Annotated in this window: 15 protein-coding genes; 8 read left to right on the top strand and 7 right to left on the bottom strand. The window is 62.7% G+C overall.

Going from position 1 to position 18,706, the window contains the following annotated elements; translation table 11 throughout:
• Positions 1 to 65: 65 nt before the first annotated feature.
• From VFG49_RS11980 to petA, 3 genes are read right to left on the bottom strand one after another with little or no spacing between them, the layout of a single operon-like run.
• On the bottom strand, positions 66 to 821 hold the full coding sequence (locus VFG49_RS11980; protein WP_414649118.1) for a cytochrome c1: 756 nt from the start codon (positions 819 to 821) through the stop codon (positions 66 to 68).
• A complete protein-coding gene (locus tag VFG49_RS11985; RefSeq protein ID WP_324860767.1) occupies positions 814 to 2,115 on the bottom strand; it encodes a cytochrome bc complex cytochrome b subunit in 1,302 nt (433 codons plus the stop codon). The genes VFG49_RS11980 and VFG49_RS11985 overlap by 8 nt, the downstream gene beginning before the upstream one ends.
• The gene (petA, locus tag VFG49_RS11990) at positions 2,115 to 2,720 is read right to left on the bottom strand and encodes a ubiquinol-cytochrome c reductase iron-sulfur subunit (protein ID WP_324860769.1); all 606 of its coding nucleotides are present in this window, start codon (positions 2,718 to 2,720) and stop codon (positions 2,115 to 2,117) included. Before petA ends, VFG49_RS11985 begins: the two co-directional genes overlap by 1 nt.
• A 373-nt stretch (positions 2,721 to 3,093) precedes the next feature.
• Here petA and VFG49_RS11995 point away from each other — a divergent pair, with 373 nt between their 5' ends.
• Positions 3,094 to 4,278 carry a S1C family serine protease gene (locus VFG49_RS11995; RefSeq protein WP_324860771.1) on the top strand — a complete coding sequence of 395 codons (1,185 nt, stop codon included), beginning with the start codon at positions 3,094 to 3,096 and terminating at the stop codon, positions 4,276 to 4,278.
• Here VFG49_RS11995 and VFG49_RS12000 read toward each other — a convergent pair.
• A complete protein-coding gene (locus VFG49_RS12000) occupies positions 4,264 to 5,394 on the bottom strand; it encodes a lytic transglycosylase domain-containing protein (RefSeq protein ID WP_324860773.1) in 1,131 nt (376 codons plus the stop codon). The two genes, VFG49_RS11995 and VFG49_RS12000, sit on opposite strands and share 15 nt — an antisense overlap.
• Before the next feature lie 319 nt (positions 5,395 to 5,713).
• On the opposite strand from VFG49_RS12000, the gene miaB reads away from it, so the two are divergent.
• The 5 genes from miaB to VFG49_RS12025 all read left to right on the top strand — a co-directional run bounded on the left by miaB (position 5,714) and on the right by VFG49_RS12025 (position 11,443).
• Positions 5,714 to 7,057, top strand: a complete 1,344-nt coding sequence (gene miaB / locus VFG49_RS12005; protein ID WP_324860774.1) for a tRNA (N6-isopentenyl adenosine(37)-C2)-methylthiotransferase MiaB — start codon at positions 5,714 to 5,716, stop codon at positions 7,055 to 7,057.
• A gap of 387 nt (positions 7,058 to 7,444) precedes the next feature.
• The gene (locus tag VFG49_RS12010) at positions 7,445 to 8,437 is read left to right on the top strand and encodes a PhoH family protein (RefSeq protein ID WP_324860776.1); all 993 of its coding nucleotides are present in this window, start codon (positions 7,445 to 7,447) and stop codon (positions 8,435 to 8,437) included.
• The gene (gene ybeY, locus VFG49_RS12015; protein ID WP_324860778.1) at positions 8,434 to 8,913 is read left to right on the top strand and encodes an rRNA maturation RNase YbeY; all 480 of its coding nucleotides are present in this window, start codon (positions 8,434 to 8,436) and stop codon (positions 8,911 to 8,913) included. The genes VFG49_RS12010 and ybeY overlap by 4 nt, the downstream gene beginning before the upstream one ends.
• A gap of 416 nt (positions 8,914 to 9,329) precedes the next feature.
• Positions 9,330 to 10,178, top strand: coding sequence for an HlyC/CorC family transporter (locus VFG49_RS12020; protein ID WP_324860780.1), 849 nt, complete (start codon positions 9,330 to 9,332; stop codon positions 10,176 to 10,178).
• A 2-nt stretch (positions 10,179 to 10,180) separates the two neighbouring features.
• On the top strand, positions 10,181 to 11,443 hold the full coding sequence (locus VFG49_RS12025) for a DUF4105 domain-containing protein (RefSeq protein WP_414649120.1): 1,263 nt from the start codon (positions 10,181 to 10,183) through the stop codon (positions 11,441 to 11,443).
• A gap of 5 nt (positions 11,444 to 11,448) precedes the next feature.
• Here the strand turns inward: VFG49_RS12025 and VFG49_RS12030 are convergent, their stop codons facing one another.
• On the bottom strand, positions 11,449 to 13,515 hold the full coding sequence (locus tag VFG49_RS12030; RefSeq protein WP_324860782.1) for an acyltransferase family protein: 2,067 nt from the start codon (positions 13,513 to 13,515) through the stop codon (positions 11,449 to 11,451).
• A 51-nt stretch (positions 13,516 to 13,566) separates the two neighbouring features.
• Here VFG49_RS12030 and corA point away from each other — a divergent pair, with 51 nt between their 5' ends.
• Positions 13,567 to 14,580, top strand: coding sequence for a magnesium/cobalt transporter CorA (corA, locus tag VFG49_RS12035; RefSeq protein WP_324860794.1), 1,014 nt, complete (start codon positions 13,567 to 13,569; stop codon positions 14,578 to 14,580).
• Positions 14,581 to 14,686: 106 nt separating this feature from the next.
• On the opposite strand, the gene VFG49_RS12040 is transcribed toward corA, so the two are convergent.
• Entirely contained in the window at positions 14,687 to 15,025 is a 339-nt protein-coding gene (locus tag VFG49_RS12040; protein WP_324860784.1) for an endonuclease domain-containing protein, read from the bottom strand.
• Between the two features lie 737 nt (positions 15,026 to 15,762).
• Positions 15,763 to 17,838 carry a S9 family peptidase gene (locus VFG49_RS12045; RefSeq protein WP_324860786.1) on the bottom strand — a complete coding sequence of 692 codons (2,076 nt, stop codon included), beginning with the start codon at positions 17,836 to 17,838 and terminating at the stop codon, positions 15,763 to 15,765.
• 225 nt (positions 17,839 to 18,063) lie between these two features.
• On the opposite strand from VFG49_RS12045, the gene VFG49_RS12050 reads away from it, so the two are divergent.
• Entirely contained in the window at positions 18,064 to 18,501 is a 438-nt protein-coding gene (locus tag VFG49_RS12050) for a pilin (protein ID WP_324860788.1), read from the top strand.
• Positions 18,502 to 18,706: the final 205 nt, after the last annotated feature.

The following is an 18,706-nucleotide window of genomic DNA, read 5'->3' on the forward strand; positions in this document are numbered from 1 at the left end:
CCATCGACATTAAGCGAGAACGGCGGCACTGGGCCGCCGTACCTCAGGCTCTGGAGGGGCGCCCCTTAGTGGACGTCCTTCCAGTACTCCTTCTTTAGCAGATATGCGAGGAAAGTGAAGCCCGCCAGGAAGAGTAGTACCCAGATGCCGTAGTGCTGGCGTTGCAGCGCTGCCGGTTCGGACACGTATTCCAGGAACGTGGCCAGGTCACGCGTGGCTTGCTGGTACTGGGCCGGCGTGAGCTTGCCCGGCTGTGACAGTTCCAGCTTTTCCACCTCGTCGGAACCTTCCTTTTTTACCGCCGTCTGCACGCCCTGCAGTTCCCACAAGGGGTTCGGCATGGAGGCATTCGGGAAGACCGTGTTGTTCCAGCCCACCGGGCGAGTCGGGTCCACGTAGAAGGAGTTCAGGTAACCGAACACCCAGTCGGCGCCCTCTTCCTTGGCCCGCACTTCCAGCGAGAGATCCGGCGGAGCCTTGCCGAAGTACTGCTGGGCCAGGTCTTCCGGCATGTGCGAGATCACCGGGTCGCCGAACTTGGCGCCGGTGAAGTTGAGGTTCTTCATCACCTCGTCTTCGCTCAGGCCGAGGTCCTCGGCCATCCGCGAATAGCGCACGTACTTGAGCGAGTGGCAACCCACGCAGTAGTTGAAGAACAGCTTGGCGCCACGTTGCAGCGAGGCCTGGTCGCGAATGTTGGTGCCGGCTGAGGCCAGATGACCCTCTTCGGCCGACGCCATCGACGTGGCACCGACCAGCAGGCCCACGGCGAGCGCAAACGAATAGATGGCTTTCTTCATCGGGGAATGTCGCTTAGTCATGGTCAAACACCACCCGCTCGGGCACCGGCTTGGTCTTTTCCCAGCCAAGGTGCGTGTAGAACCACAGGAACACGAAGTACCCGAAGTAGATGGCCGTCATTACACGACCGAAGGCGTTTTCCCAGAAGGTCGCATCCGAGGGGGCCCATTCGACCAGCTTCTCGCCAACCACACCTGCGCCCACGAGTGCGAGCCCGATGAAGGAAGCGGCAAACGACATCAGCGCCACCTTGTAGCCCGTGCCGCGGTAGCGAATGGAACGCACCTTGCCCGCATCGATCCACGGCAGCAGGAACAGCAATGCAATGGCGCCGAACATGCCCAGCACGCCCCAGAAGGCCGTACCAAAGAACGACGGGATCATGCGCAGGATTGCGTAGAACGGGGTGAAGTACCACGACGGCTTGATGTGCGTCGGCGTCACCAGGTTGTTCGCCGGCAGGAAGTTGTCGTGCTCGAGGAACCAGCCACCGAAGGTCGGCGCGAAGAAGATGATGAACGCCGCGATGATCAGGAAGAAGCCAACACCGAACAGGTCCTTCACCGTGTAGTACGGATGGAAAGGAATGCCGTCGGCCGGCTTGGTCGGATCCCAGCGATTGCCCTTCGGACCATGCTTGGTGTCGACGCCGTCCGGATTGTTCGAGCCCACTTCGTGCAGCGCGGCCAGGTGCAGCACCACCAGCAGCAACAGCACGATCGGCAGCGCAATGACATGCAGCGCGAAGAAGCGGTTTAGCGTGGCGTCCGCCGGCAGGTAGTCACCCATGATCCATTCGACCAGGCCACCGCCGATCACCGGGATGGTGCCGAACAGCGAGATGATCACCTTTGCGCCCCAGAACGACATGTTGCCCCAAGGCAGCACGTAACCCATGAAGGCTTCGGCCATCAGCGCCAGGAAGATCAGCATGCCGAGCAGCCATACCAGCTCGCGCGGCTTCTGGTACGAGCCGTACAGCAGGCCACGGAACATGTGCAGGAACACCACCACGAAGAAGAGCGAGGCGCCGGTGGAGTGCATGTAGCGGATCAGCCAGCCCCACTCCACGTCACGCATGATGTACTCGACCGAGTTGAAGGCTTCCGCCGCACTCGTCTTGTAGTTCATGGTGAGGAAGATGCCGGTGACGATCTGGTTGACCAGCACCAGCAGGGCAAGCGAACCGAAGTAGTACCAAAGATTGAAGTTCTTCGGCGCGTAGTACTCGGTCATGTGCTTGCGGTACATGGGCATCAAGCCCGGCGCACGCTCATTGAACCAATCGCCGATACGCGTGAATACGTTGGCCATTAGCCGGCCTCCTTCGGATCCACGCCAATCTGGATGTGCGTGTCGTCGACGAAATGATACGGAGGCACCAGGAGGTTCTTCGGTGCCGGCACGCCGGCATAGACGCGGCCAGACATGTCATAGCGCGACTTGTGGCAGGGGCAGTAGAAGCCGCCCTTCCAATCCGGATCGAACGGCTCGGGCTTCATCACGGGGACGAAGTCCGGCACGCAGCCCAGGTGGGTGCACAGACCCACCAGCACCAGCCATTCGGGCTTGATGGCGCGGGCTTCGTTCTGCGCGTACTTGGGCTGCTGCTCGGCCGAGCCCTGATCGGACTTGGCGTCCACCAGGCGGCTGTCCTGGCTGGGCAGCGCATCGAGCTGGGCCTTGGTGCGATTGACCACGAAGACCGGGAGACCACGCCACGGGAAGGTGACCTTCTGGCCCTCCTCGATCTTGCTGATGTCGACCGTGACCGGCGCACCCGCGGACTTGGCCCGCGCACTGGGCTCCCACGATTTGATGAAGGGCACAGCTGCCGCGACGACTCCAACACCTCCGACCACGGCCGTGGTCGCTGTGAGGAAACGGCGGCGGCCATGATCGACGACTTCGTTCGCCATCAGGCTCTCCGGTACTTACATGCCATTGAGACGCGGAACTTAAGAGTTCCACCGGTATTTGCCAAGCGCGTCGACATGTACGCGGGCAGGAAATCCTGCCGCGGACCAGAAAAAACCAAGCAACTCCCCTAACAGCAGGCGCGCAGCACCGAGCTCGATAAGCAAGCAGCGCGAACTGCGAGCTTGCCGCTTCCAGGCACATGACGCACCGGGAAGCACCCGGAACGACCCGCTTCGCAAGCGCCAGCAGAATCCGGCCCCCGCAAAATCGCGTTAGTGTAGCGTCAGGGCATGACTCGTACAATAAAAGAGCAGCGTCCGCCGCTGACGCGCAACATCAGACCCAACGCCTTGCCACGAAACTCATAACGACATGAAACATGCCGCAGGCACGCTCGCCTTCATCGCCCGCTTCGTCGTCATCGGGCTTGCGGCTGCCTTCGTGATCAGTCTGTTGTGGCCTGGCGTAGGCAATCACCTGCGACAACGCTTCGGGTTTGATCAGGCCACCACGGCTCCTGTGACCAGTGTGCCCGCAGCACCATCGGGCGGGCCGGTGTCCTATGCCGACGCCGTTGCGCGCGCCGCGCCGTCGGTGGTGAACATCTATGCGAACAAGATGGTCACCGAGCAGGCGGTCCAGATGTACACCGACCCCGTGCTGCAACGGTTGTTCGGCGGACGTCCCGCCGGCCCGGCCTACAAGCGGCGGGAGCAGAGCCTGGGCTCGGGCGTGATCGTGAGCAGCCAGGGCTACGTGCTCACCAACAACCACGTCATCGCGAACGCCGACGACATCCAGGTGCTTCTCTATGACGGCCGCGTGGCCAAGGCGAAGGTCGTCGGTGCCGACGTTGAAACCGACCTCGCCGTGCTGAAGATCGATGCCGGCAACCTGCCGGTCATCCATATCGCCGACCGCCATTCCGTGCGAACCGGCGATGTGGTGCTTGCCATCGGCAACCCACTGGGGCTGAACCAGACCGTGACCATGGGCATCGTGAGCGCCATCGGCCGGCAGCTGAGCAGCGCCAGTCCGGAGGATTTCATCCAGACAGACGCGGCCATCAACCTCGGCAATTCCGGCGGCGCCCTGGTCAACACCGACGGCGAACTGGTGGGCATCAACACGTTGCTGATCGGCAAGGCGGCCAACGCCGAGGGCATCAGCTTCGCCATTCCCGTGGCCAGCGCGAAGAAGGTGCTCGACCAGATCATCGACTCGGGCCACGTCGTGCGTGGATGGATGGGGGCCGACTACACCTTCGTGCCCGTCGCTGCCGACAGCGGACTGCCTGCTGCCGCACGCGGCGCCCTGGTGACCGACATTTATCCGGGAGGCCCGGCGGCCCAGGCGGGCATCCAGCCGCATGACATCCTGCTGCGGCTGGGCACGGAAGACATCGTCGATCCGGCCGACCTGCGTCGCCACGAAGCCGCCCTGAAACCGGGGAGCAAAGTCGAGGTGTCGGGACTTCGCAACGGCACGCCGTTCCATCTCGAGATCATGGTTGCGCAGCGCCCACCGCTGACGCCCACCGCATCACTGGATAGCTGACATACCGGCAACCACCGGCGACTTGCCGCCGGACGTATGGATGGCTTGTCCATATCGCTTGCGCAGCGTTCCCACGCGTTCCACGTACACCCTGGTTTCGTCATAGGGCGGTACGCCGTTGTAGCGCTGCACCGCGCCGGGGCCAGCGTTGTATGCCGCGGCGGCAAGCTGCTCATTGCCGCGGAACGTGCGCAGCAACAGCCCGAGGTAACGCGCGCCGCCACGGATGTTCTGGGCCGAGTCAAACGCGTCGTGTACACCCATGTCCGAGGCCGTGCCTGGCATCAGCTGCATGAGCCCCTGGGCACCCTTCAACGACAGCGCACGCGGATTGAAGGCGCTTTCCGCATGGATGATCGCTCGCAGGAAGGCCTCGTCGACGCCCGACTCCTGGCTCGCCAGCTGGATCACGTCGGCATAGGCCGAGAGGTTCAGCGCCACCGAATCCCAGCGAATGGTCGAATGCAGATTGCACGCGACGCAGGTAGCGAGATAGGTAAACAGCATGGTGACCGCGTGGTCCTGCTGTCCGGCGGGACGCATGTTGGTGTATTCCACGCTGCCGTCCTTGCGGACCACGCGATAGACGGCGCCACGAAGTACCCGGTCGCCTTCGGTGGACGCGCTCGCCACCGGCTTGTCGGGCACCGAACCGCTCCGGGCGGGGGAGGTTTCGGCATAGCTCCACTGCCCCGGCTTGCCGGCAGGCGCAGGGGAACCCCTGGTGGCTTCGCGCGCCGTGGTCTGCACCGAATCCTTGGCCCAGGCCAGTGATGTCACCGGTGGCGCAGCGGCGGTCGTGCTTGCGGGTGCGCCGCCCTTGGGCGCGGACGCGGAGGTTTCGGCACTACCCTGCACGCCCGCCAGCGTGGCGGCCGGCCTGGCGACGACGGCCTTGCGTCGGACGGTATCAGGAGCCCCAGCGATCTTGCTGCAACCCTGGTAGCCGGCGGTACTGCTGCTGAAAACCGTCTCCCCTGCGCTACCCGTGCAGCGATAGAGGGCGCCGGCGCGGGCCGCGGCAGGCAGGCAAAGCCAGGCGAGCGCCAGGGCACACGCAACCATCAGCCGCAGGGCGACTGGCGGATGCATGCGTGGCAGCTGCCGCTGGATCACGGCCTCTCCGTCGGCCGCAACGCTCGCGCGGCGGCCACTTTCCGATCCAGCTTGCCCATAACTCCCCCGCCTTCAAAGACTTTGCTGGCCCCATCCCGCGGCGCCAGGCCGTGGCAGTGTGCCCCCACCCACGGCCTGAGCCAAGCAGGAACCGGTCATTTCGTGCAGCAGGACAAACTTGCTGCAGCAACCTGCCGACTTTGGCATGCAAGTCCTTGACCAAATTGGGCGTTCAGCTGGCGGACGTGCCCGTGGACGCGTAAACTGCGCTGTTCGACGGCCTTTCCCCGCCGCCCTGCGAACCACGGTGTCCAAGTCCATGACCGGCAAGCTTTTCATCAAAACCCACGGCTGCCAGATGAACGAGTACGACTCGGCCAAGATGGCCGACGTGCTGAAGGCCTCGCACGGCCTGGAACTGACCCAGGACGAGTCCGAAGCGGATGTCATCCTGATCAACACTTGCTCGATCCGCGAAAAAGCCCAGGAAAAGGTGTTCAGCCAGCTCGGACGCTGGAAGGAGCACAAGCAGGGTGGCAAGCCCGTGCTGATCGGCGTGGGTGGCTGCGTGGCCTCGCAGGAAGGTCAGGACATCATCAAGCGCGCGCCGTACGTGGATCTGGTGTTTGGACCGCAAACGCTGCATCGCCTGCCCGAACTGATCGAGGCCAAGCGCGCTACCGGCAAGCCGCAGGTGGACATCAGCTTTCCCGAGATCGAGAAGTTCGACCGCCTGCCCGAGCCTCGCGCCGAAGGTCCGACCGCCTTTGTGTCGATCATGGAAGGCTGCTCCAAATACTGCTCGTACTGCGTGGTGCCTTATACGCGCGGCGAAGAAATCAGCCGTCCGTTCGATGACGTGATCGTGGAAGTCGCCCAGCTTGCCGCCCAGGGCGTGCGCGAGGTGAACCTGCTGGGGCAGAACGTCAATGCCTACCGCGGTCCCACCCATGACGGCGGCATCGCCGACCTCGCGGTGCTGATCCACGCCATCGCGCAGATCGAGGGCATCGGCCGCATTCGCTTCACCACCTCGCATCCGCTGGAATTCTCGGACTCCCTGATCGAGGCTTACGCCAACGTGCCACAGCTGGCCAACTATCTGCATCTGCCAGTGCAGGCGGGCTCGGACCGGATCCTCGCCGCCATGAAGCGCGGTTACACGGCGATCGAGTTCAAGCAGAAGATCCGCAAGCTGCGCGCGGTGCGGCCGGACATCTGCGTCTCGTCGGACTTCATCGTGGGCTTCCCGGGGGAAACGGAAGAAGACTTCGAGAAGACCATGAAGCTGATCGACGACGTGGGCTTCGACCAGAGTTTCTCCTTCATCTTCTCCTCGCGTCCCGGCACGCCGGCCGCCAACCTCGCCGACGAAACCCCGGCCGAGGCCAAGCATGGGCGACTGACCCGCCTGCAGGCGAAGCTCAACGACAACGCACGCCTCATCAATGAAGCCATGGTCGGCACCGTGCAGCGCGTGTTGGTGGAGAAGCCGAGCAGGAAGAACCCCAACGAGTTCACTGGCCGCACCGAGAACATGCGCTACGTGAACTTCCCGGGCCATCCGCGGATGATCGGCCAGTTCGTCGACGTGGTGATCACCGAAGCCATGAGCAACTCGCTACGCGGCCGGGTGCATCTTGCCGATGAAGTGGCGGCTTGACACGAAGCCCTCTCCCGCCGGGAGAGGGGCTGGGACGAGGGTACGGGGCTTGACCCAAGCTCCGTGTTGGGTGCCTCGTTGGCGTTTCGCTCTGCCTGCACCCTTATCCGCCTGCCGGCACCTTCTCCCAACGGGAGAAGGGATTGCTCTCACCATTTCCGATGAGCCCATGACCCATGGCCTCCATCAGCGTGACCTGCCTGAGCCCCTCTCCCACCGGGAAAGGGATTGCGGAGAGGGTGCGGGGCTTGCCTCACGCTCGCTGTTGAGTGAATCGTCGGTCCACTGTCTCAGCCGCACCCTCACATCCCAAGGGCACCTAGTCCGCCTGCCGGCACCTTCTCCCGCAGGGAAAAGGGTTTGTCCTCAAACTTTTCGATGAAGCCCATGACCAACGGCAACGGCCTCAACCAACGCGATTTCTCCCTCGAGCCGGAAGACAACGCACGGCTCTCCAACCTGTGCGGTCCGTTCGACGAACATCTCCGGCAGGTGGAGTTGCGCCTGGGCGTGGAGATCAACCATCGCGGCGCCTTGTTCCAGGTGATCGGCGAAGAAGGCGCCTCGCGGGTGGCCGAAAAAGTGCTGCGCGCGCTCTATCAGGTCACCGAAAACGAATCGCTCAACGGCGCGAAGATCAACTTGCACCTCGCCGAATCAGGCATCGACGCCATCGTCAACAATGCCGCCGAAGAAGCGCAGGACGTCACCATCAAGGTGAAGCGTGGCGTCATCAAGGGACGCGGTCCCAACCAGGCGCGCTACCTGCACGCCATCACCACGCATGACATCAGCTTCGGCGTGGGGCCTGCAGGCACGGGCAAGACCTATCTCGCCGTGGCGAGTGCCGTCGAAGCGTTGGAAGCGAACCGTGTGCAACGCCTGCTGCTGGTGCGCCCCGCGGTGGAGGCCGGCGAGAAGCTAGGTTTCCTGCCAGGCGACCTCAGCCAGAAAGTCGATCCGTACCTGCGCCCGCTCTACGACGCGCTGTACGAAATGCTCGGCTTCGAAAAGGTGGCCAAGCTGATCGAGCGCAACGTGATCGAGATCGCTCCGCTCGCCTATATGCGCGGCCGTACGCTCAACGATTCCTATGTCATCCTCGACGAGGCGCAGAACACCACCGTCGAGCAGATGAAGATGTTCCTGACACGCATCGGCTTCGGTTCGGTTGCGGTAATCACCGGCGACGTCAGCCAGGTCGACCTGCCGCGCAACGTGCGCTCCGGCCTGCGCCACGCCGTCGAAGTGTTGCGTGGCGTGGACGGCATCAGCTTCACCTTCTTCACTTCGCGCGACGTGGTACGTCATCCGCTGGTGGCGAAAATCGTGCGCGCCTACGAGGCCTTCGAACAGGCTTCGGAGGACGGCCCCCGGTGAGCGCGGCGCCACTGACGCTTTCGGTCGGCTATGCCGCGCCGCGCAAGGGCGTGCCTTCATCCGCCAGCTTCCGCCAATGGGTGGAAGCGGCCCTGCGTGGCGCCAAGCGCCGCAAGGCCGCCGAGCTATCCATTCGCATCGTCGACGCCAAGGAAGGTCGGACGCTCAACCGCGGGTATCGCGGCAAGGATTACGCCACCAATGTGCTGTCGTTTCCCGTCGAATTGCCTCCCGGGGTCAAGCTCCCGCTGATCGGCGATCTCGTGATCTGCGCGCCCGTGGTGGCTCGTGAGGCCGCGGAGCAGGACAAGCCTGTGCGCAATCACTGGGCCCACATGACCGTGCACGGCGTGCTGCATCTGCTCGGCTACGACCACATCGAAGATGCCGAGGCCGAGGAAATGGAAGCGCTGGAAGCGCGCATCCTCGCCTCGCTCGGCATTGATGACCCTTACGCTGCCGAGCACATCGACTGACGACAGCTTCGCGCCGCGCGCGGTTGCAGCAACCATGTCGCCCCCACAACGAGCCCCCGCGATAGCGGCACATATCCATGGGTACGCGATGGCGCGACGCATCGGGCCCAATGCACGATCCGCGAAGGCACCGCGCAGGAGGCGTTTCGCAGATTGCAGCGCAGCCAGCGGTGAACCGGCTGACCCGCACAAGGCCAAGGGCGGTGGCTGAACCCGTTGCAGGCCCGCTCCATCGGCGTCGCCCAGGCCGCTCGGCCAGGGACCCCAGTGCGTGCCACCCGATGATCAAAGCATTGGTCGGGCACTGGCCCACCCCTTCACGGATGGCTGACCTGACGTCCCTTGTTCCTGAATCGTCACGGATTTTCCGCTAGACTCAACCTTCCGCCCTCCTTGGGGCAGCACCCGCACGAGTAATGAACGAGGACCCTGGCAGTACCGGCGGCCCGGCCCACCGCAGTTGGTGGGATCGACTGGGCCACATGTTTTCCGGCGAGCCGCGCAACCGGAAGGAGCTCATCGAGGAGCTTCGCGCCGCCCAGGCCAACGGCCTGATGTCCAACGACACCCTGACCATGGTCGAGGGTGCCATCAAGGTCACCGAGCTGAGCGTGGACGATGTCATGGTGCCGCGCGCCCAGATCGTGATGCTCTCCGCCGAAGCGCCGCTGCGCGATATCCTCGACACCGTCGTGGAATCCGGCCACTCGCGTTTTCCCGTGCATGGCGAGGACAAGGACGACATCCTCGGCATCCTGCTCGCCAAGGACCTGCTCAAGTTTGTCGGCAACGGCGACCATTTCGATATCGGCACGGTGCTCCGTCCTGCCGTGTTGATCCCCGAGTCGATGCGCCTCAACGTGCTGCTGGCCGAATTCCGCCACACGCGCAACCACATGGCCCTGGTGGTGGACGAATACGGCGGCGTCGCCGGGCTGATCACCATCGAGGACGTGCTCGAACAGATCGTCGGCGAGATCGACGACGAGCACGACGACGAGGAAGAGCCCGCGCTGATGCACGAGCAATCGGAAGGCGGCTGGGTAGTCAGCGCCCTCACGCCGATCGCCGATTTCAACGAACAGGCCGGCGCGAACTTTTCCGACGAGGAATTCGATACCGTCGGAGGCATGTGCACCTCCGAATTTGGCCATCTGCCCGAAGTCGGTGAGGAAATCGCCATCGGCGACTACCTGTTCCACGTCACCGAGGCCGACGATCGCCGCGTACAGGCGTTCCGCGTGACACGCCGCAAGGAAGACTGATCGTGCATGCATCGGGCAGGACGCCGGCGTCGGTTGCGTGTCATCGCCTGGGTCGCATTTGCGCCCTGCTCGTCCTGCTCGCTTGCGCCCTGCTTGGTTGGGCGCCGCGCGCGCACGCCGGCGTGGCCAATGCGCCGGGCGCCAACCTTGAAGTCGCCTTGATCACGTACGGCCCCGGCGATACGTACTGGGAACGCTTCGGGCACGACGCCATCGAACTGCGCGACACCGTGAGCGGCGAAGCCGTCACGTTCAACTATGGCGTGTTCGATTTCGACGAAGAAGGTTTCCTGCTGCATTTCGCGGCGGGACGCATGCACTACCTGATGGATGCCGCGCCCAGCGACGTCGACCAGCACTACTACGCCGAGGTCGGCCGCTCGGTCACGCGCCAACCCCTGGCCTTCACCGCGTCACAGGCTGCGGATCTGCGCGACTTCCTGCTGTGGAATCTGCAGCCGGAAAACGCGCGCTACGACTACGACTACTACGCCAACAACTGCGCCACGCGCGTGCGCGACGCGCTGGACAAAGCGCTCGGCGGTGTCTTGAAGAAGCAGCTGGGAGCTCGCCCGGGCGGCATGACCTATCGCCAGCAGACGGCGCGCCTCATGAGCCAGCAGGCATGGCTGATGCTGATCCTCGACGTGGGCCTCGGGCCCTACGCGGACCAGCCGCTCAGCGCTTGGCAGGAAAGCTTCCTGCCGATGGTGCTGCAGACGCAGATTCGCCACGTCACCACAAACGACGCTGACGGCGCCGCTCATCCCGTCGTGCTCGGCGAGCAACTGCTCTCCCCCAATCGACTGGTGGCGCCGCCTGAGCAGGCCCCCGACCTGCGTCTGCCTCTCGCGCTGGCCGGCCTGGTTCTAGCCGCGCTGCTGTTGATCACGCGGCGTTTCGCACCCACCGTCTTTGCCGTCATTGCGACGTTCTACCTGGTGCTGGCCGGCATCGTGGGAATGGCGCTGATCATTCTATGGACCTTGACCACGCACCACTCCGCCTGGGCCAACGCGAACCTGCTGATCTTCAATCCGCTTGCATGGCTGCTGATTGCAACCGCATGGCGTGCGCGCCGAGGCATTCCCAGCTCGCGATTCGCCGACATGCTGATCGCGCTCCAGCTGCTGGCCGTCCTCATCGCATGGCTGTTGCACCTGCTGCCCGGCGTCGTGCAGCAGAACCAACCGTGGCTGCTGTTTGCCATGCCGTGCTGGCTGGCGTTGGCGTGGTGCTATCGCAAGCGTCACATCAACGGCTGACTGGATTACTGAGGTGCGATCAGCGCATTGACGGCAGGAGCACCGGCCTTGCCCGGCGACTCCATTCGACTCTTCAGCAATGGCGCCATCGACTCTGCGAAACTGGCGGTCAAATGCTGTGAATCCCTGAAGACCACATGGCCGTCCAGCTCGGCGCGGCAGCGCTGGCCCGGACAGACCACATCATTCATGTCCACGGTCCGCGCATTGGCGACTGACGCCGTGGCTTCGCCCAACCAACCAAAAATGCTCTGCGCATGCTCGTCATTGGCGGGCGCGGAACATTCCGCCAAGGCATTCAACCAGGCAGGCCTGACCTGATGCGAGGAGAGACAATTGGGCCCGTCGAAGGGGAGATGGGGTGTACCACGCATGATGTAGATGCGGCCCGCCACAGGGCTGAGCGTACTCAGGACTCTTTTCGTGCCATCGATCCACTGCTCCTTCGTGAACCCGTTGGTCGATACGGTCCCTAGCATCACGACGTCCGGCTTGATCGAAGCCAGCTGTTCCAGCGCATGGCGTCGCCAGTTGGTGCATTCCGTGTAATCGCGGCCAATGCGCTCGTAAAAGATGGGCTCGTCCACCATGGGACACGCCGATTTGGTCAAAACGAGCACTCGCCAGTCTGGGCGGTCGAAGACTTCCGCAAATGCCGGAAACCACTGCCCAGCAACGCTGTCGCCCATCAATACCGCGGTGTGGGGCGCGTCCGCAGGGCCGAAACTGCACATGGCAACCCGGTCACTGTGATACCACTCATCACATCCCATGCCATAGATAACCGGTGCGTCGCCATGGGCTTGGCTGTAGCGCTGAAACTCCTGGGAATTTGTCTCGACGAACGCCCGGGTGTACCAGTGCATGGCGAAAAATCCGATGGCCACCATGGCTACCACCGCACCGGGCAGCGCCAGACGTGCGTGCTTGAGCAAGAAAGACTGATGCCGAATGGGCGCCTCGATCAACCCGTAGGAAACCAAGGCAAGGCCCAGCGAGATGAACACAAGAGCCGCCCGAAGCCACGGGCTGTGTGAGCCAATGATTGCATAGCCGAGCAACAGCACCGGCCAATGCCACAGATACCATGAGTACGACACCCGCCCCACTAATTGGAGCGGTCGCCATGCAAGGACCCTCGATACGCCTGCCAGCGCGCCGCGCTGTCCTGCCGCAATGATGGCTGCCGTGCCCAGTGCGGGAAATAGGGCTCGCCAACTCGGATACGGCACGCGCGAGCTCCACACGATGCCTGCCGCCACGATAGTTGCCAGGCCCAGCCACCCCAGCCAGTTGCTCAGCCGCTCATGGCTTACTCCCGATGGCAATGCGCGGAACATCGCGCCACTACGCCCAACCAGACACACGAGGGCGCCCACGGCAAACTGCCAGGCACGCATCGGCATCATGTAGAACGCTAGCTGAGGAAGGCTGTAAGTGAGATAGATGGCCATCACCAGACTCAGCATCATGACGACAAACATCAATGCCTTGAGTTGGCCAAGCCGCGCGAGGCCACGGTTCCGGCCTAGTGTCCACAGCAGGAGAATGGGCCAGACCAGGTAGAACTGCTCCTCGACGCCCAGCGACCAAGTGTGGAGAAACAAATTGCCTTCTGCGCCCGCGGAAAAGTAATCGAGCTGGACCAGCGCAAAATAGATATTGCTTGCCCATAGAGAGGCGGTCGCCCCCGCCTTGGCCTGCTCCAGCTGCTCCGCCGGAGACAGGACATTCGCCGCGACCAGGCACGTGGCGATGATCATGAATGCCATCGCCGGCAGCAGTCGCCTCAGACGACGAAGATAAAATTCGACGAATCGAATGCTTCCGCTATCCGCGACTTCCCGTAACAGGAGGCCTGTAATGAGGAATCCGGAAAGGACGAAGAATACGTCCACTCCGACAAAGCCGCCTTGCAGCCAAGGGACACCGGCATGAGCGGCCACCACCAGCATGATCGCGATGGCCCGGAGCCCTTCGATATCTGCACGAAAGCCCAGCCGATACTCGCCCTTCACCATGAAATACCGCTCTACGCCCCCTTTGGAAACCTGATAATAGCGTTCCGCCACGGAAACCGTGCGAATTGCCCCGCATACCTGAGGACAGGCATCATGGCCCCCATGCCCGCTCTACAGCCGCCAACCGGCAGCGTCTCCACCAGCGCCATGGTCATCAACTGCGTGGCCTATCGCTTCGATGGCCAACGGATCGGCGACATCAGCCTCGACGACATCAGCGAGGTGCTCAAGCAACCGGACACCTTCGTCTGGGTAGGCCTGCACGAGCCGGACGCGGCACTCCTGGACAAAATCCAGGAAGAGTTCGATCTGCATGATCTTGCGATCGAGGATGCTCAGCACGCCCATCAGCGCACCAAGATCGAGACTTACGGTGATTCGCTGTTCGTGGTGGTGCAGACCGCGCAGCTCGTCAGCGGGCACATCGCGTTTGGCGAAACCCATATCTTCCTGGGCGCACGCTACCTGGTAACGGTGCGCCACGGTGCGTCGCTGTCCTACGCGCCGGCACGACGCAGTTGTGAACATTCGCCCGAGCTGTTGGCGATGGGACCGAGCTACGGCCTCTACGGCGTGCTCGACTTCATCGTCGACAATCTGTTGCCGATCGTGCGCGACTTCCGGGAGGAACTGCAGGAGTTGGAGAAGGATATCTTCGCCGACACCTTCAATCGCGGCACGATCCGGCGCCTGTACGACATGCAGCGCGACCTGATGACGTTGCGCCTTGCCGCCGCACCATTGCAGGACATCATCAGCCAGCTGGTGCGCCTGCATCCGCAGCTGATTCCCGACGAACTGCGCGCCTATTTCCGCGACGTGTACGACCATGTCTTCCGCGTCAACGAATCGATCAGCGCGATGCGCGAGATGCTCGCCGCCGCCATCAACGTCAACCTGTCGCTGGTGACCTTCGGCCAGAACGAGGTGATGAAACGCCTGGCCGGCTATGCCGCCATGCTGGCTGCGCCGACGTTGATTACCAGTTGGTACGGCATGAACTTCGCGCACATGCCGGAGCTCAACAAGCCTTGGGCTTATCCGCTGATCATTGCCCTCGTGGCGACGCTGGTGGGCAGCATCTACGTCTTCCTCAAGCGGGCGAAGTGGCTCTAACTCCCTCTCGGCCCTCCCCTGCAGAAGCAGGGGATGAGCCAAAAGCTCGCAAGCTGTAGCCCCCTCCCCCTGCTTCTGCAGGGGAGGGCCGGGGAGGGGTGGCTCTTCATTCCTGCCCAAGATGCCGAAGAATCTCCTCCAGCACTGCGTCCGTCCTCAGCAATACATCGTCATTCCAAAACCGCAGCACTCGATAGCCTCGCGCCTGGATCTCCAATGTCCGCGCCGCATCGTAAGCCTGCGCATCCAGATGCTGCCCGCCATCGAGCTCCAGCACCAGTCGTGCCGGGACGCAGATGAAATCGACAATGTAGGAACCCATTGGGAACTGGCGACGAAACTTGCAGCCTGCCAGTTGCTCGCGGCGCAGGTACCGCCATAGGTGACGCTCGGCATCAGTAGCTTCGTTGCGAAGCTTGCGCGCGCGCATCCATTCGCGCTGCATGGGAACCTCCAGTTCCGTGGATAGCTGAAGAGCTTTACCCCTCCCCAGCCCTCCCCTGCAAGCAGGGGAGGGAGCAAAAGCTTGCAGCCTTTGCCCTTCCCAAGCTCAAAGGAGAAGCAGAAGCCTGCCACTCTTACCCCTCCCCCTGCTTGCAGGGGGAGGCTGGGAGGGGGTAACCACCCTTGAATCAGGCCACCGCCCTCGCCGCACCCACAAACACCAGCACATGCCCCTCCCCCTGCTCGCAGGGGGAGGCCGGGAGGGGTAACCACCCTTGAATCAGGCCACCGCCCTCGCCGCACCCACAAACACCAGCGCTTGCCCCTCCCCCTGCTTGCAGGGGGAGGCTGGGATGGGGTAACCGCCTTGGAATCAAGCCACCGCCCTCGCCGCACCCACCGACATCCACTGCTCACAAGGGAATCAGAAGCCTGCCACTCCTACCCCTCCCCCTGCTTGCAAGGGGAGGCTGGGAGGGGGTAACCACCCTTGAATCAGACCACCGCCCTCGCCGCACCCACCAACACCCGCTGCTCGCAAGGGAATCAGAAGCCTGCCACTCCTACCCCTCCCCTGCTTGCAGGGGGAGGCTGGGAGGGAGTAACCGCCCTTGAATCAGGCCACCGCCCTCGCCGCAGCCACCGACATCCACTGCTCACAAGGGAGTCAGAAACCTGCCGCCCTTGCCCCTCCCCCTGCTTGCAGGGGGAGGCTGGGAGGGGGTAACCACCCTTGAATCAGGGCGCTACCTTCGCCGCATCCCCCGACGTCCACTGCTTCAACCAAGCATTGACCGTTTCATGCCACTGCACGCTGTTCTGTGGCTTGAGCACCCAATGGTTTTCATCTGGGAAATGCAGCAGCTTGCTCGGGATGCCGCGGCGCTGCAGCGCCGTGAAGGCGCCCAGGCCCTGCGTGTCCGGAATGCGGAAATCCTTGGCCGAATGCACGACGAGCATCGGCACGCGCCAATCCTTGACGTGGTTGACCGGGTTGAATTTCTCGTAGTTCTCCGGATGCTCGTACTGCGTGCCACCATTCTCGCGCTCTTCGAACCACAACTCTTCGGTGTCGTAGTACATGGCGCGCGCATCGAACACACCGTCATGGTCCACGAGGCACTTCCACGGCTGATTCCACACGCCGGCGATCCAATAAATCATGTAGCCGCCATAGCTGGCACCCAGCGCACACGCGCGGTTGCCATCAAGGAAGCTGTACTTGGACAGCGCCGCGCTCCAGCCTGCCTTGAGGTCTTCCAGCGGCTTGCCGCCCCAGTCGCCCGAGATGGAATCGGTGAAGGACTGGCCATAACCGGTGGAACCGTGGAAGTTGACCGTGACGACGGCAAAGCCCTGACCCGCATAGGTCTGCGCGTTCCAGCGATAACTCCAGCCGTTGCTCATGGCGCCCTGCGGACCGCCGTGAATGATGAAGGCGACCGGATACTTCTTGCCGGCCTTGTAGTTCGCGGGCTTCACCACGTAGCCCTGCACGGTTTCGTTGTTCCAGCCCTTGAAGGTGAAGAACTCCGGCTCGCCCATCTGCACGTTCTTGAGGCGCTTGGCGTTGTAGTGCGTCACCTGCTTGAGGCTCTTACCCTGCAGGTCTGCCACATACAGATCCGAGGGGCGCTTGAGGTCGTCGCGCTGCACCAGCAACCGGGACTTGCTCAGCGAGTAACCACCGACATCACCAGCCGTCACAAGCGTGGTGACCTTGCCCGATGCCGCGTCGACGGCGAACAGCGGATGCTGCCCGTCGTCATCGGCAGTGACATAAAGCGTCTTGCCATCGGCTGCGATTTGCATGCCGCCAGCGGATCGATCCCAGTTCGGCGCCACTTCGCGCTTCTGACCCGTCGCCAGATCCAACGCCATGATGCCGAAACGATCGGCCTCATTCGCAGGCACCTTCATCGCCAGGTAGTAAAGGGTCTTGCCGTCCGGCGACGCGACAGGGAAGGCATCCCACGCCTGGTTGGCAGCCGTGAGGTTGGTGGGCGCTGCCGAACCATCGGCGGGAACGCTGTAGACATCAAAGTTGGTGGACCACGGCTCGGACTTGCCGGCGATGCGCGCGCCAAAGTAAACCGTCTTGCCATCAGGCGAAAAACTGAACTCGCCATCATCGCCAAAGGGCTTGCTCGGCACGTCACCATCGATGCCGCGGCTCAGCAGCACAGGCTGCTCGCTGTTCTGGTTCAGATCGGCGATGAAGAGCTGGGCGCGCCGGCCATCAGACCACGTATCCCAATGGCGAACGAACAGCTTGTCGTAAACGGTGCCCGAGGCCTTGTCCGCCTCACGGCCGTCCAGACGCTCCTTGGTGCAGGCCAGGTCCGCGCAATCGGTAAAAACGCCGAAGGTCAGCAACGCCTTCTTGCCATCCGGCGACAGCTTGAACCCATCCACATCAATGGGTGCATGGGTCACCTGGGTAGCCTCGGCCGCCGCGGTCGCCCCACGATGCCATAGCTGCGCCACACCATCCTTGGCCGCCAAGTAATAGAAGCTGCCGCCATCGGGCGCCCAGCGCGGCGAAGATGCCTTCTCCACCAATTTCACTGGCTCCCCACCCTTGTTGAGGTCGAGCAGGTAAACCGACGTAACACCCTTGTTCGCCGCGTAATCGGTGGACCGCACCGTATAAAGCGCAAACCGCCCATCCGGCGACAGCTGCGGATCGCCCACGCGATCCATCATCACCAGATCGCGAATATTGAAGGGATGCGGTCCATGGTTTTCGACCTCTGCCGCAACGGCAGAGGTACCGGCCAGCGCAAGCGCCAGCGCGACAAGCAAGGGTTTCATTGGAGGGTCCCTGGGTGGCGCGAAAAGGCAGACGGTAAGAGGCAGCGACGGGCAGTGCAAGGAGCAGTGCGTCAGCTGCGCCCCAAGGCCACACCCGGAAAACGCGGCATGGATCACGGAACTGATGCCTGGGCGACGATGGCCGCTCGGTCAGGCCATCGAAGCCTGTGGATTGGTACAAAACATGCCTCCAGCTCCACTTGAGACAACCAGGGGGATCCAACCATGCTTCGCCAGCGCCGTTCCGCCGGCTTCACCTTGATCGAATTGATGATCGTCGTGGCGATCATCGCCATCCTTGCTGCGATTGCGATTCCCGCCTATCAGGATTACACGATCCGTGCGCAGGTGAGCGAGGGTATGAGCTTGGCCACGGGAGCCAAAGCGGCCGTTTGGGACTTTCTTTCTGCTAACGGAACATTCCCCAGCAGCAATCAGTCTGCCGGGCTAGCCAGCAGTAGCTCCATCAAAGGAACCTATGTTTCGAGCGTCGATGTGGCGCAAGGAAAAATTACCGTGGGCTTTGCGGGCGCAAAGGCAAACAAGGCCATAAACGCACAAAACCTGGTGCTTTCGCCGGTAACTCATGGCGGCAGCATCACATGGACCTGCTTACCTAGCTCACTGGATCCGAAATATCTCCCCTCCAGCTGCCGCAGCTGAGGACGTTGCAGTCGCCAAATGTGACGAAAAATGTCACAAAATGACAAACGGCGATGCTTTTGCGTTAGCCACATTTATAAGCACGTTTATCATTATCGTCCTGGCAGTACACAAAGCCTGCTCGCTTCGTGACGATGACCACAGTAGCGATTACAGGGAATATGCGGAAATAATCCAGCCAGATCGTGGCACGCAACCTGCTACG

The organism is Dyella sp., from assembly GCF_035685885.1.
Classification (GTDB): Bacteria; Pseudomonadota; Gammaproteobacteria; order Xanthomonadales; family Rhodanobacteraceae; genus Dyella.